Here is a 12,783-nt window from a genome sequence, read left to right on the forward strand (position 1 = left end):
TACGGCGTAGGGCGCGCGGGAGCACGTCACGGCGTGCGGCCCTCCAGGTCGTCCCGGACCCGGCGGGCGAACCAGCCCACGGCGGCCTCGCGCTGCGACAGCGGCCCCGGTTCGAAACCGGGCGTGGTCAGCCCGGCCTGTACCCGCTCCACCAGCTCGGCGTCCTCGTCGTTGGTGACCCAGCCGATGTGGATGTTCAGCCGCCGGGCCAGCCGGGTGCGGACGCTCTCCCCGTGCTTGGTGTAGAAGGCGCCGGGGATCGCCGCCCGGTCCTGGGCGGTGGGCAGGGCGGTCCACGCGAGCACGTGGTCAGGGTAGAAGTCGATGAGCGTGTTCGGGTAGATCACGGCGTACCGCCACACCCGCCGGTCGGCCTCGGCCAGTCCCGGCATCGGGGCCGCCAGCCGCTGGTAGAGCCGCTCGGTCCAGTTCGAGGAGGGCTTGTCGCGCAGCGGTGACTCGAACAGGACGTAGTGCTCCTGCACGTCCACCGTGTACGCCTGGTAGTCGAGCAGCCGCATGAGCGCGGGGTGGGCCACGGGGACGTGGTACCCCTCCAGGTAGTTGTCGACGATCACCTTCCAGTTGGCGTTCTGCTGCTCGCCGCCGGACAGGTCGTGGATGCGGTGCTTGCCGACGGGGACGAGGTCCGCCCCGGCGTAGCGGCCCACGGCCTCGGCGAGGCCCTTGCAGGATTCGGCGAGTGGCGTCGCCTCCATGTCGAGGTTGACGAAGACGAAGCCCAGGAACGACTCCACGTTCACCGGGTGCAGGCCGAGCCGGGGCTTGTCCAGGCAGGGGATCCGCCGTGCCTCGGGCGCGCCGACGAGGCGTCCGTCCAGCTTGTAGGTCCAGCCGTGGTACGGGCAGCGGATCGCCTTGCCGGCCGGCTCGGGTGCGGTGACCAGGCGGGTGCCTCGGTGCCGGCAGACGTTGAGGTGGGCGGCGAGGCCGCCGTCCTCGGTCGGGACCACCAGGACCTCCCGGCCCGCGGCCGTGGCGGTCAGCCGGGCACCGGGGCCGGGGAGGTCGGACTCGTGGCAGACGAGCTGCCAGGACCGGGCGAAGATGTGCTCGGTCTCGGCCTCGGCGATGGCCGGATCCGTGTAGTAGCGGGCCGGCAGCGCTTCCCCGGGATGCTCGGGGGGCGGCTCCGGCGTATCGGCGGTGCCGGCGGCCGGCCGGGTGGGCGTGGGGTGCATGGGATCCTCCTCCGCGCCGCGGCGGCGGCGATGGGCGGTGAGGCAATGCCGGGGAAATGGGCAGGTCCAGGCCTTTTGACCTGCCGGGATCCGGCTGACTAATTGGTTAGTCAGATTGCGTCCGGGGTGGTGCCAAGTCAAGACTTGTGGGCTGACTAATTAGTTAGTTAGTGTCGTGGCAGGCGGAGGGCCCGGACCCGCAGCGCGTTCCCGGACCCACCCGCGCATCCCGATCCGCGCCCCTAGGCGTCCGATTCCGGACATCCAGGTTCGGGCGGTGCACGGCTCCGGCCAGTCACCTCGCACCGATCCGGACACCCGCTGTCCCCGCGTGCACGGCCCCGGCGCCTGCACCCCGCACCCGCTTCCCGGCCCCCCTCACCCGGGCGCCGGAGCACCTCCCTCCCCATCCCGCCCTCGCCGCGCCACCCCGTTCCGGGCCGTCCGGACACGGTGCGACCCAGGAGGCACGCATGAGCGCACGCCGAAGTCTGGTATGGCTCGGCCTCACGCCGGAGCCCGAACAGGAACTGCCCGCCGCGGTGGCCGCCCTCCGAGCCCCCGCCGACGGCCACCCGCCCCCGGCACTGGTCGCCGCCGAGCGCCACCGCGTCCAGCGGCTGGTGCTGCGCGGAACCCAGGGCGGCTGGCTGCGCTACCTCCGCGAAGTCACCGACCTGGTCGTCGAGGCCGCGGCGGGACCCGCCGCGACCGACCCCCGGCCGGCGCTGGTGGCCGGCGAGGTCGTCCTCGACCACCACCGCATGCTGATCGGCCTGCCCGGCACCGCCTACGCCCGAACGGCCGCGCAGCGGCGGGACCTGGAAGAGGCGCTGGCCCGCCTGAGCGCCCGCGGCCGTCCCGCCCACCGCGGCCACACCGAGCCCAGGAGCACCGTATGACCGGCGTCCACTCCCTCCTCCCCGAAGGACAGCCCGGCCTGCTCGTCTCACCGGTGTTCGGCGCCGAGCCGCACCGAGGGGCCGAGGACCTCGCCCGCTACCTCGCCACAGGCGGGTACACCCCGCTTTCCTCGCGGGACCGGCTGCTCGACCGGATCGCCGGCCTCGGACTGCGGGGCCGCGGCGGTGCCGGCTTCCCCGCCGCCGTGAAGCTGCGCGCCGTCCGCGACGCACCCGGCCGGCCCGTCGTCGTCGCCAACGGCGAGGAGGGCGAGCCCGGGTCGGTCAAGGACCGGTGGCTGCTGCGCCACCGACCGCACCTGGTCCTGGACGGCCTGCGGCTGGCCGAGGCCCTGACCGGTGCCGGACACGGCTGCGTCTACCTCTCGGACCCCCTCACCGAGCAGGCCGTCCGTAACGCCCTCGCCGAGCGCCCCACCGCCCTACGCGTCGACGTCGTGAGGACGCACCCCGCCTACGTGGCGGGGGAGGAGTCCGCGGTCGTACGACGCATCGACGGCGGTCCGGCGCTGCCCACGGCGAAGCCACCGCGCCCCTTCGAGGCAGGGGTCGGCGGCGCCCCCACGCTCGTCGCCAACGTGGAGACACTGGCCCGGATCGCGCTGATGCACGCGTGCCCCGACGCCGCGGCGGCCGTCGCCGCCGCCCATCTGGTCACGCTCTCGGGACCAGGCGGCACCGACGCCGCACTCGTCGAGGCACCCGCCGGCACCCGTCTGAAGGCCCTCGCCGACCTGTGCGGACACGGCACGGCCGAGGCGGTCCTCCTCGGCGGCCTCTTCGGCGGGCTGTACGGCCCCGGCTGGACGGACCTGCCGCTCGACCACGACCGGCTGAAGGCCGCCGGCGCGGCGCTCGGCTGCGGGGCGCTGCACTTCCTGCGCCCACAGGACTGCCCGGTGGCCACCGCCGCCGAGGCCACGGCCTACCTCGCGGCACAGAGCGCCCGGCAGTGCGGGGTGTGCGTCTCCGGAACCGGTGCGCTGGCCGGCGCCCTCACGGCCGTCGCCCGCGGCGAGGCGGGCGAGGACCCGGCCGAGAAGCTGGACCGCTGGTCGCGGCAGCTGCCCGGCCGCGGGGCCTGCGGGCTCCTCGACGCGGCCGCCCGCATCGTCGCCACCCTCCTCACCCACTTCCCCGACCGCATCGGCGCCCGGCACGGCTCCGGCTGCCCGGCGTGCACCCACGTGGTGGCCGACGACGGCCGCCGGTTCACGGTGACCGTGCCCTGACCCCTCGACTCCCCGCCCCGTCACGCCCCGAAGCCCGCGCTCCCGAAAGGACCCCCACCGTGAAACTCCTGCTGGACTCCACCCGCTGCCAGGGCTACGGCCTCTGCCAGGAACCCGCGCCCGAGCTGATCGACCTCGACGAGTGGGGGTATGCCCAGGTGCTCCTGAGCGACGTGCCGGCCCAGGGCGCGGGCGCCGCCGAAGCCGCCGTGGCAGCCTGCCCCAACTCCGCGCTGCGACTGGTGAAATGACATGGGACGCGACCTGTCGGCACTCTTCGACCCCGTCTCCGTCGCCGTCGTCGGAGCCAGCGACGACCCCGCCAAGTACGGCCACGCCATCGCCGCACAAGCCCTGCGCGCGAACGGCCGCCGCCCCCTCCACCTGGTCAACCGGCGCGGCGGCACGGTCCTCGGCCGCACCGCCGCCCCCAGCCTCAGCGCGATCGGCGAACCCGTCGACCTGGCGGTGGTCTCCGTACCCGCCGCCGGCTTCGAGGACGCCGTCGACGAGGCCCTCGCCTGCGGCGCCCGGGCCATCGTCGCCATCACCGCCGGCTTCGCGGAGACCGGCGACGCGGGACGCACCCGCCAGCGCGCCGTCGCCGCACGCGTCCGCGCCGCGGGTGCCGTGATGGTCGGACCGAACTGCCTGGGGCTGGCCGACAACACCACGGATCTCTTCCTGGCCTCCGACACCTTCACGCCCGGCGGTGTCGCACTGCTCAGCCAGAGCGGCAACCTCGCCCTGGAACTCCAGCTCCGCTTCCGCCCGCACGGTCTCGGCTTCTCCCGCTTCGTCTCGCTGGGCAACCAGGCCGACGTCACCCTGGTCGACCTGCTCACCGACTGCGCCCGGCACGAGGGCACCCACGCCATCGCGGTCTACGCCGAGGACTTCGCCGACGGACGCGCCTTCGCCGAGGCGGCCGCCGTGGCGGGCAAACCCGTGGTCCTGCTCACCGCCGGACGCGGCGACGCCTCCGCCCGCAGCGCCCGGTCCCACACCGGGGCGCTGACCACCTCCGCCGACGTGGTGAGCGCGGCCTGCCGGGACGCCGGAGCGGAACTGGTCGCCACCCCGCGTGAACTCACCGTCGTCCTCGCCGCGTCGCACGGCGCACGACGCGCGGCCGGCCGCCGGGTCGCCGTCCTCACCGACGGCGGCGGCCACGGCGTCATCGCCGCCGACGCCGTCGAGTCGGCCGGCCTGACCGTCCCCGAACTGCACCCGCCGACACGGGACCGGCTGCGGACGGTCCTGTGGGAGCAGTCGGCCGTCGCCAATCCGGTGGACCTCGCCGGGATGGGCGAGCAGGACCCGGGCTCCTACGCCGAGACCGTCGCCGCGCTGCTGGCGGCCGAGGAGGCCGACGCCGTCCTCATGACCGGCTACTTCGGCGGGTACGCGGCCGCCGAGGGAGGGCTCGGCGGAGGCGGCACGGTCCTCGCGGACGGCGAACAGGCCGCCGCGCGCCGCATCGCCGACCTCCACCGCGCCAGCGCCAAGCCGCTCGTGGTGCAGTCCATGTACCCCGCCTCGCCCAGCTGCCGCACCCTCGCCGCCGCCGGCATCCCGGTCTTCTCCGCCACCGAGGACGCCGCCCGCGCCCTCGCCGCCACGGCACCCCGCGCCGCGCACACCGGCGTGCGCCCCCTTCCCCGCCCCGCCGCCCCCCTGCGCGAGAGCGGCTACCTGCAGACCCGCGGCGCCCTCGAAGCGGCCGGACTCCCCTTCCCCGCCGCCCGGGAGGTCCACGACGAGGCCGAACTGCTGGCCGCCACGGGGGAGTTCACCGGACCGTACGTCCTCAAGGCCCTCCACCTGCTGCACAAGTCCGACGCCGGCGGAGTGGCACTCGGCCTGGCCGGACCCGACGAACTCCTGGCCGCCTTCCGGGAGATGCACGCCCGCCTCGGCGCCCCCTCCTACTCCGTGGAGGCCATGGCGGACCTGACCGACGGCATCGAGCTGATCGTCGGCGTCAACCGCGACCCCCGTTTCGGCCCCGTCGCGATGGTGGGCCTGGGCGGAGTGCTGGCCGAAGCCCTCCACGACGTCGCCTTCACCCTGGCCCCTGTGACCGCCGACCGCGCCCTGCGGCTGCTGCGCGGGCTGCGCACCGCCGCCCTGCTCGACGGGGTGCGCGGCAGACCCCCCGTCGACGTCGCCGCGGCCGCGGCGGCCATCGAGACGATCACCGCGTTCGCCGCCGCCCACCCGGAGATCGCCGAGATCGAGGTCAACCCGCTGCTCGTCAGCCCGCACGGGGTCCTCGCCCTCGACTCCCGCGCCGTACTCGCCTGACCACACCCGCCGTGACCCGACCGAAGAAGGCCCCATGGACATGCGCTACACCCCCGAACAGGCCGACCTCAAGTGCCGCGCCGCCGCCTACGCAGGGCTGCTGATGCGCTACGAGGACCAGTCCGAGCAGGCCGGCGGCCCCCTGCCGCAGGATCTCGTCACCGAACTGACCCGGGCCGCCATGGACGCCGGCGTCTACGCCATCAACATGCCCGCCGAGTGGGGCGGCGCCGGTCTCAGCCTCCTCGACCAGGTCATCGTGGAGGAGGAGTTCGGCAAGGTCACCAACTGCCTGTGGGACATCCCCTGGCGGCCCGCCAACGTGCTTGCGTACGGCGATGAACGGCAGCGGGAGAAGTACCTGCTGCCCGTGATCCGCGGGGAGAGGTTCGACGCGTTCGCCGTCACCGAGCCGGGCGCGGGTTCGGACCCCTCCTCCGGCACCTCCACGGCCACCCGCACCGACGGCGGCTGGCTGCTGAACGGCGAGAAGTGGTTCGTCACCTGCGGCGACATCGCCGACTTCCTGCTGGTGCAGGCCGATGCCGGCCCGGACCGGCTGCCCACCCTCTTCTTCGTGGACAAGGCCGCCCCCGGAGTCGCGATGACCCGGCTGCCGCACTTCATGCACTCCGCGGTCAACGGGCACCCCGAGTTCACCTTCACCGACGTCTTCGTGGCCGACGAGGACGTGCTCGGCGGCGTCGGCAACGGCTACGAGCTGACCAAGGAATGGTTCACGGACGAACGCCTGATGATCGCCGCGCGCACCGTCGGCGCCGCCGAGCGCGCCCTGCAACTGGCCCGTGACTGGGCGGTGGAGCGCGAGCAGTTCGGAGCGCCGATCGCCTCGTACCAGCTGATCCAGGGCATGCTCGCGGACTGCGCCGTGGACATCGCGGTCAACCGCGCGTACACCCACCAGGTCGCCTGGGAGGCGGATCAGCCGGACACCGACCGCAAGACGCTGCACGCCAAGGCCTCCACCGCCAAGCTCGCCGCCAGCGAGGCCGCCGGCCGGGTCGCCGACCGCTGCCTGCAGATCTTCGGCGGCCGTGGCTACGACCGCACCTACCCCGTCGAGCGCATGTACCGCGAGCTGCGCGTCGACCGGATCTGGGAGGGCACCTCCGAGATCCAGCGGCTGATCATCGCCAACGAGCTGATCAAGCGCGGCACCCGCGCCCTGGCCCTGCCCACGCACTGACCCCACCCCTTCACCGCAAAGCGAGGACCTCCATGGACTTCCGTCTCACCCCGCGCCAGGCACAGCTCAAGGCCGACGCCCGCGCCCTCACCGACGTCATCGCCGCCTACGAGAACCAGTGCGAGGAGAACAACGGCCTGCCCGCCGACGCCCACGCCAAGATCCGCGACGCGGTGCTCGACTCCGGCCTCCAGGCGGTCAACATGCCGGCCGAATGGGGCGGCGCCGGACTCACCATCGCCGAGCAGGTCACCGTGCAGGAGGAACTGGGGCGGCTCACCGGCGCCCTGTGGGACATGGTGTGGCGGCCCGCCAACGCGCTCCGGTTCTGCACCCCCGAGCAGCGCGAACGCTTCCTCACCCCGGTGATCAGGGGCGAACGCCGCGACTGCTACGCCGTCACCGAACCCGGCGCCGGCTCGGACCCGCAGAACCTGGCCACCACGGCGACGAAGAACGACCGGGGCTGGGTACTCAACGGCGAGAAGTGGTTCGTGACCGTCGGCGACCACGCCGACTTCATGATCGTCCTGGCCGCCGCGGGACCCGAGCGCGCACCGACGCTGTTCCTCGTCGACAAGGACACCCCCGGCATCGAGATGACACGCGTGCCGCGCTTCATGCACACCTTCGTCTACGAGCACCCCGAGTTCACCTTCACGGACGTCCAGGTCGCCGAGGACGCGGTGCTGGGCGGCATCGGCGAGGGCTACGACATCACCCGCTCCTGGTTCACCGAGGAGCGACTGATGATCGCGGCACGCACCACGGGCGCCGCCGAGCGCGCGCTGGAACTGGCCCGTGACTGGGCGGTGGAGCGCGAGCAGTTCGGGGCGCCGATCGCCTCGTTCCAGCTGATCCAGGGCATGCTCGCGGACTGTGCCGTGGACATCGCGGTCAACCGCGCGTACACCCACCAGGTCGCCTGGGAGGTCGGCCAGGCCTCCGCCGACGACCGCAAGACGCTGCACGCCAAGGCCTCCATCGCCAAGCTCGCCGCGAGCGAGGCCTCGGGCCGCGTGATCGACCGGTGCCTGCAGATCCACGGGGGCCGCGGCTACGACCGTACGTACGCCGTCGAGCGGCTCTACCGGGAGCTGCGCGTGGACCGGATCTGGGAGGGCACCTCCGAGATCCAGCGGCTGATCATCGCCAACGAGCTGATCAAGCGCGGCTCGGGCGTCCTGGACCTGCCCACCGCCTGATGACGACGGCTGACACGGACCGAAGGGGACCTCGCATGAGCGGCATCGAACGCGTCGGAGTCGTCGGCTGCGGCCTGATGGGTGCGGGCATCGCCGAGGTCTGTGCGCGGGCCGGCCTGCCGGTCACGGTCGTGGAACGCGACGCGCAGGCGGCCCGCGCGGGCCGCCTGCGTATCACCCGCTCCCTCGACCGGGCCACCGCCCACGGCCGGCTCACCGCCGAACGGCGCGAGGCCGCCGCCGATCTGATCACCGTCGTCGACGAGCTGGCGGCGCTGCACGACCGCGACCTGGTGATCGAGGCGGTGGCGGAGGACGAGCGCCTCAAAGCCGACGTCTTCACCCGCCTCGACCCCCTGGTCACGGGCGAGAACACCGTCCTCGCGACGAACACCTCCGCCATCCCGGTCATCCGGCTGGCCTCCGCGACCAGCCGCCCCGACCGCGTCATCGGCGTGCACTTCTTCAACCCCGTACCGGTCCTGAACCTGGTCGAACTCGTCCCGTCGCTGCTCACCTCGCCCACCACCGCGACGCGGGCCGAGCAGTTCGTGACCGGCACCCTCGGCAAGGAGGTCGTCCGCACCCGGGACAGGGCCGGGTTCATCGTCAACGCGCTGCTCGTGCCCTATCTGCTGGCCGCCGTCCGCATGGTGGAGTCGGGCAGCGCGAGCGTGGCGGACGTCGACCGCGGCATGGTCCTCGGCTGCGCGCACCCCCTGGGACCGCTGGCCCTGGCGGACCTGATCGGCCTGGACACCACACGGGCCATCGCCGAGTCGCTGTACGCGGAGTTCCGCGAACCGCAGTACTCGCCGCCGCCCCTGCTGTCCCGGATGGTGGAGGCCGGACTGCTGGGGCGGAAGTCCGGGCGCGGCTTCCACACGTACGACGGACCGCCGCAGCGTGAGACGGCGGCGCCGGCGGGGCCGCGGTGAGGGAAAGCTGAGGGAAGATGGTCATGGCGTACGACCACCGAACGAGGGGAGCGGCAGGGTGTCCACCAAGGTGCGCACGGCAGACACGCGCGAGCGCATCCTGACCGCGGCGTGCGAGGCCATCGCCGAGATCGGTTTCGAGAAGATCCGGATGCGCATGGTCGCCGAGCGGGCCGGCGTGTCGACGGCCTTGCTGCACTACCACTTCGACACGCGCGAGAAGCTGTTCACCGAGGCGATGACCCACTCCTTCGCCAACACCGCCACCGATGTGGAACGCGACGCGGGGACGGCACCGGCGGCGGTGATCCTGGCCCGCATCGTGCGCAACCTGCTGCCGACCGATCCCGAACTGCACCAGGACTGGCGGCTCTGGCAGGAACTGTGGGTCCGGGCGCTGCGCGACGAGGCCACCCGGACCTACGCCGTGGACCTGTACGCGCAGCTGCACACCTGGGTGGCCGACGCGGTTCGGCGCGGCATCGCCTCCGGCGAGTTCGAGCCGACCGACGTGGACGGACTCTGCACACTCGTGCTGTCCCTGAGCGACGGCTACGGCATCCGCCTCATGCTGCGCGACCCGGCGGTCACCCTGGACAGCGCGCTCGCCTCCATCTGGCGCCATGTGTCCACGGCGCTGGGCCTGACCGACGGCATACCGGAGGAGTGAGTCCCGGGCACACGCACCGGTCGCCCTCCGGCACCGGGCCGTCGTCATCGGCCACACCGTGCCGTCGCGGTCGGCCGCACCGTACCGTCGTGAGCGGCCACTCCGGCGGCCCGGCCGCCGCGCCGGCCCGGGCCGGGGAGGCGTGGACCGGCCGGGCCCCCCACCTGTTCCCCGCCACCCGCGCCCCGCTCCCGCGCGACCACGGCCGCGACAGGGAGACCGCCGAGGCCGACCGCCAGGTCCTCCGCCTCACCGACGGCCCCGGCGAGCGCTCCCCGCTCGCGGCACCCCTGCGCGTGCGCGGGAACGGCGGGAAAGCCGAAGGCACTTGACGCCGTCCGGGCTGCCACCGGACCGGCGACGGGGGATGGCGAGGAGGCACGGCGGAACGCGGAGTCCCCGGGCCGCTAGCCGGCTTCGCGGTCCAGGACGCGGCGGGCGGCCTCGGCCTCCGCCGCCGGCGGGGACAGCTCGTCGAGGGTGTCGAGCTCGTCGTCCGCTTCCAGTTCCCGTTCCCAGGCCGCCGCGAGCATTTCCTGCTCCTCGCGCGGCTTGGCGCCGACCGCCTCCCGGTGATCCGGGTCGAGGGCTGCCAGGAATCGTCCTACCGGGTCCGTCGGCATACCGTGCTCCTTGTCGCCGGGAGGGGTGCCACTCTGGGCCAGTATGGCCGAATACGCGTGCACCGGCCGCCCGAGTCCGCCCGACCGGCGGCGGGTCACGCGCCGCTACTCGACGGCCGGGTCCTCCTGGGCATGCCGGACGGCCTTCTTCACGGCCTGCTCCACGTCGAAGCGGCTGGCCCCGGTGGTTTCGGCGTGTGCGGTGATGGCCGCCTGGACGGCGTCGGACGCCTCGCGCCAGCGGCGCAGCTGGGCGTCGTACTCGTCACCGGTCAGGCCCGCGAGCTTCGCGCGCTCTTCCTCGGCGGATCGTTCCAGCTTGATCAAATCATCCGGGACCTCTGCCACGGGCACGGATCCTAGACGCCGCGTCCGCCGAGGCGACCAGGGACGCACCGGCCGATCGGGTAGAGCCGCCGCGGGTCCCGCACGGGGCTGGTGCCGCTGCCCCTTATGCCTCCGTGTGCCGCAGTGCGGACTCCAGGAGCGCGCCGGCCGCCCAGCGCATGACCTCCTTCGCCTCGTCCGTGTCGAGTCCGCACGCGTCGCGGGTCGATATCAGCGCCTCCACCCCGTACACCAGGTTGACCGCCATGGTAAGCCGACGGTGCTCGGCGGGCGGGAGGACGCCGGCGAGGGGTTCCAGGGCGGTGCGGGTCAGGTCCAGGCGGGTGCGGTTGCGGATGGGGATGTCGTCGGCCGGCTCGCCCTTCTCGACCTGCTCCCAGCGGTCCATGCTCGCCCGCAGCAACGCCCGCCACATGACCTCGTCACCGAGCTGCACATCCGCGATCCGGGAGACGACCGCGTCGAGCCGCTCGGCCGGTTCCTCCGGAAGATCGGCCAGGACGTCCGGCGCCCGCATGAGCGTGCGGGCTTCCAGCAGCAGGTCCGAGGGGCGGGAGAAGTAGCGGTACGCCGTGGCGGTGGACACCTGGGCGGTCTCCGCGGCCTCCGCGATCGTGACCGTCCGGCCTTCCCGCAGCAGGGCGACCGCGGCGTCGATGAGCGCGCGCCGGGTGCGCAGCTTCTGGTTCCGGCGACCGTCCCCGTGGCGCTTCGCGCCCTCCGTGCTTCGCGCGCCCCCATGCGTCATGAGAATACCCTCTTGTTGTGAGAATTCTTTCTCATTACGGTAGCACTGTCTCACTACGGGGGCCGCGGGCCGTCAGGCGTGCGGCGCGAGAAGAGAGGGGGCCCTCATGGGCTCCGCCACACCCGAGGAAATGGAAGCTCTCATCCGGCAGCACATGGCCGCCGAGGAGCGCGGCGACCCGGAAGGGTCGGTCGCGATGTACACCGACGACATCGAGCACGACGTGGTGGGCGATCCCGGCGGCCCGAAGCACGGGATCCCGGCGGCGCTGGAGTTCTACCGCCGGCTGTGCAAGGAATTCCGCGCCGAGAAGGAGGAGCGCACCCACACGTACTACGCCGAGGACGCCGTCACCATCGAGAACGTGATGACGGGCACGGTCCCGACCGCCTTCATGGGCCTCCCGGGCAACGGCCGGCGGATCTCCTTCCGGATCCTGCACGTCTTCGAGTTCCGGGCCGGCCGGATCTCACGGGAGAACGTCTGGCTGGACGGTGCGTCGATCGTCGCCCAGTTGACGGAGCCGGCCCGGGCCGGCTGACGCGCGTCGTCTCGCGGAAACCCTGTTCCCTCGCTTCACCTCACAGAGAAAAGGGACAAGAGTGCGCCAGAAGTTACACGTCAGAAAGTGGCTCTCCGCCGCCGTCGGCGCCCTCGCGCTGGCGCTCGCGCCGAGCCTCGCCAGCGCGGTCACCACCGCCCCCGCCCAGGACGCCCCGCAACGCGCCGGCAGGTATCTGAACCTGCAGCAGTGCCTGTACTACTCGGCGTCGGCGGCCGACCACTTCACCACCTTCGTGCCGAGCCAGGACAACCGCTTCCTCGCCGGCACGAACGTCTCCGACACCCAGGACAGCGCGCCCACCTGCGGCGGCGGCGACGGAAACTTCGGCCTCATCGCTCTCCTGTCGGGCGTCAAGCCGCTGGACCTGCGCGGCGGCCGCTATCTGAACCTGCATCAGTGCACCTACTACTCGGCATCCGCCGTCAACTACTTCACGACGGTGGTACCCAGCAGGGACGGCCGCTTCCTGGCCGGGACCGACATCTCCAGCACGCCCGAAACGAGCGTCAGGTGCGGCAGCGGTGACGGAAACTACGTCATCGTCCCGAACCTGTCCTCGGTGAAGGCCCTGGACCTGACCACCGGGGCCTTCCTCAACCTGCACCAGTGCGTGTACTACTCGGCCACGCACACCGACCACCTCACGACGGTGCTGGGCGGGGCCGGGCCCTTCTCGACCGGGACGAAGGTCTCCTCGACGGCCCAGACGACCCCGGTCTGCGCCGCCGGCACGCAGGGCTACGACCTCCTTCCCATCCTGCCGGGCGTCAAGGCACTCCCGCTGACGTGAGGCGCGTCCACTCGGGGCCGAGCAG

At 73.0% G+C, this 12,783-nt stretch carries 15 protein-coding genes; 11 read left to right on the plus strand and 4 right to left on the minus strand.

The window, feature by feature from the left end:
* Nucleotides 1-26: 26 nt before the first annotated feature.
* Nucleotides 27-1,202 carry an aromatic ring-hydroxylating oxygenase subunit alpha gene (locus tag IE244_RS18640; RefSeq protein ID WP_191874647.1) on the minus strand — a complete coding sequence of 392 codons (1,176 nt, stop codon included), beginning with the start codon at nucleotides 1,200-1,202 and terminating at the stop codon, nucleotides 27-29.
* Nucleotides 1,203-1,675: 473 nt separating this feature from the next.
* Here IE244_RS18640 and IE244_RS18645 point away from each other — a divergent pair, with 473 nt between their 5' ends.
* The 9 genes from IE244_RS18645 to IE244_RS18685 all read left to right on the plus strand — a co-directional run bounded on the left by IE244_RS18645 (nucleotide 1,676) and on the right by IE244_RS18685 (nucleotide 10,016).
* Nucleotides 1,676-2,104: a hypothetical protein gene (locus tag IE244_RS18645; protein ID WP_191874648.1), complete on the plus strand. Its 429-nt coding sequence runs from the start codon at nucleotides 1,676-1,678 to the stop codon at nucleotides 2,102-2,104.
* Nucleotides 2,101-3,357, plus strand: a complete 1,257-nt coding sequence (locus IE244_RS18650; protein WP_191874649.1) for an NADH-ubiquinone oxidoreductase-F iron-sulfur binding region domain-containing protein — start codon at nucleotides 2,101-2,103, stop codon at nucleotides 3,355-3,357. The genes IE244_RS18645 and IE244_RS18650 overlap by 4 nt, the downstream gene beginning before the upstream one ends.
* Nucleotides 3,358-3,416: 59 nt before the next feature.
* A complete protein-coding gene (locus tag IE244_RS18655) occupies nucleotides 3,417-3,608 on the plus strand; it encodes a ferredoxin (RefSeq protein ID WP_191874650.1) in 192 nt (63 codons plus the stop codon).
* A 1-nt stretch (nucleotide 3,609) separates the two neighbouring features.
* Nucleotides 3,610-5,664 (plus strand): acetate--CoA ligase family protein, encoded by a 2,055-nt coding sequence (locus tag IE244_RS18660; protein ID WP_191874651.1) that lies wholly within the window; start codon nucleotides 3,610-3,612, stop codon nucleotides 5,662-5,664.
* A 34-nt stretch (nucleotides 5,665-5,698) separates the two neighbouring features.
* On the plus strand, nucleotides 5,699-6,871 hold the full coding sequence (locus IE244_RS18665; protein ID WP_191874652.1) for an acyl-CoA dehydrogenase family protein: 1,173 nt from the start codon (nucleotides 5,699-5,701) through the stop codon (nucleotides 6,869-6,871).
* Nucleotides 6,872-6,903: 32 nt separating this feature from the next.
* Nucleotides 6,904-8,076 (plus strand): acyl-CoA dehydrogenase family protein, encoded by a 1,173-nt coding sequence (locus tag IE244_RS18670; protein WP_191874653.1) that lies wholly within the window; start codon nucleotides 6,904-6,906, stop codon nucleotides 8,074-8,076.
* Between the two features lie 35 nt (nucleotides 8,077-8,111).
* Nucleotides 8,112-9,014: a 3-hydroxybutyryl-CoA dehydrogenase gene (locus IE244_RS18675; protein WP_191874654.1), complete on the plus strand. Its 903-nt coding sequence runs from the start codon at nucleotides 8,112-8,114 to the stop codon at nucleotides 9,012-9,014.
* 58 nt (nucleotides 9,015-9,072) lie between these two features.
* Nucleotides 9,073-9,684 carry a TetR/AcrR family transcriptional regulator gene (locus tag IE244_RS18680; protein WP_191874655.1) on the plus strand — a complete coding sequence of 204 codons (612 nt, stop codon included), beginning with the start codon at nucleotides 9,073-9,075 and terminating at the stop codon, nucleotides 9,682-9,684.
* 89 nt (nucleotides 9,685-9,773) lie between these two features.
* Nucleotides 9,774-10,016: a hypothetical protein gene (locus IE244_RS18685; RefSeq protein WP_191874656.1), complete on the plus strand. Its 243-nt coding sequence runs from the start codon at nucleotides 9,774-9,776 to the stop codon at nucleotides 10,014-10,016.
* Nucleotides 10,017-10,091: 75 nt separating this feature from the next.
* On the opposite strand, the gene IE244_RS18690 is transcribed toward IE244_RS18685, so the two are convergent.
* From IE244_RS18690 to IE244_RS18700, 3 genes are all read right to left on the minus strand, one after another.
* Nucleotides 10,092-10,307 carry a hypothetical protein gene (locus IE244_RS18690; RefSeq protein ID WP_191874657.1) on the minus strand — a complete coding sequence of 72 codons (216 nt, stop codon included), beginning with the start codon at nucleotides 10,305-10,307 and terminating at the stop codon, nucleotides 10,092-10,094.
* A gap of 105 nt (nucleotides 10,308-10,412) precedes the next feature.
* Nucleotides 10,413-10,655, minus strand: coding sequence for a hypothetical protein (locus tag IE244_RS18695; protein ID WP_229854191.1), 243 nt, complete (start codon nucleotides 10,653-10,655; stop codon nucleotides 10,413-10,415).
* A gap of 103 nt (nucleotides 10,656-10,758) precedes the next feature.
* Nucleotides 10,759-11,403, minus strand: a complete 645-nt coding sequence (locus IE244_RS18700) for a TetR/AcrR family transcriptional regulator (RefSeq protein ID WP_191874658.1) — start codon at nucleotides 11,401-11,403, stop codon at nucleotides 10,759-10,761.
* 130 nt (nucleotides 11,404-11,533) lie between these two features.
* On the opposite strand from IE244_RS18700, the gene IE244_RS18705 reads away from it, so the two are divergent.
* Nucleotides 11,534-11,944 carry a nuclear transport factor 2 family protein gene (locus IE244_RS18705; RefSeq protein WP_229854192.1) on the plus strand — a complete coding sequence of 137 codons (411 nt, stop codon included), beginning with the start codon at nucleotides 11,534-11,536 and terminating at the stop codon, nucleotides 11,942-11,944.
* A gap of 61 nt (nucleotides 11,945-12,005) precedes the next feature.
* Nucleotides 12,006-12,758: a hypothetical protein gene (locus IE244_RS18710; RefSeq protein WP_191874660.1), complete on the plus strand. Its 753-nt coding sequence runs from the start codon at nucleotides 12,006-12,008 to the stop codon at nucleotides 12,756-12,758.
* Nucleotides 12,759-12,783 lie beyond the last annotated feature (25 nt).

It is taken from the genome of Streptomyces filipinensis (assembly GCF_014649495.1).
Classification (GTDB): domain Bacteria; phylum Actinomycetota; class Actinomycetes; order Streptomycetales; family Streptomycetaceae; genus Streptomyces; species Streptomyces filipinensis.

Coding starts and splice junctions, on each gene's coding strand:
- IE244_RS18640 (WP_191874647.1), bottom strand. CDS start 1,202: ATGCACCCCACGCCCACCCGGCCGGCCGCCGGCACCGCCGATACGCCG.
- IE244_RS18645 (WP_191874648.1), top strand. CDS start 1,676: ATGAGCGCACGCCGAAGTCTGGTATGGCTCGGCCTCACGCCGGAGCCC.
- IE244_RS18650 (WP_191874649.1), top strand. CDS start 2,101: ATGACCGGCGTCCACTCCCTCCTCCCCGAAGGACAGCCCGGCCTGCTC.
- IE244_RS18660 (WP_191874651.1), top strand. CDS start 3,610: ATGGGACGCGACCTGTCGGCACTCTTCGACCCCGTCTCCGTCGCCGTC.
- IE244_RS18665 (WP_191874652.1), top strand. CDS start 5,699: ATGGACATGCGCTACACCCCCGAACAGGCCGACCTCAAGTGCCGCGCC.
- IE244_RS18670 (WP_191874653.1), top strand. CDS start 6,904: ATGGACTTCCGTCTCACCCCGCGCCAGGCACAGCTCAAGGCCGACGCC.
- IE244_RS18675 (WP_191874654.1), top strand. CDS start 8,112: ATGAGCGGCATCGAACGCGTCGGAGTCGTCGGCTGCGGCCTGATGGGT.
- IE244_RS18690 (WP_191874657.1), bottom strand. CDS start 10,307: ATGCCGACGGACCCGGTAGGACGATTCCTGGCAGCCCTCGACCCGGAT.
- IE244_RS18700 (WP_191874658.1), bottom strand. CDS start 11,403: ATGACGCATGGGGGCGCGCGAAGCACGGAGGGCGCGAAGCGCCACGGG.
- IE244_RS18705 (WP_229854192.1), top strand. CDS start 11,534: ATGGAAGCTCTCATCCGGCAGCACATGGCCGCCGAGGAGCGCGGCGAC.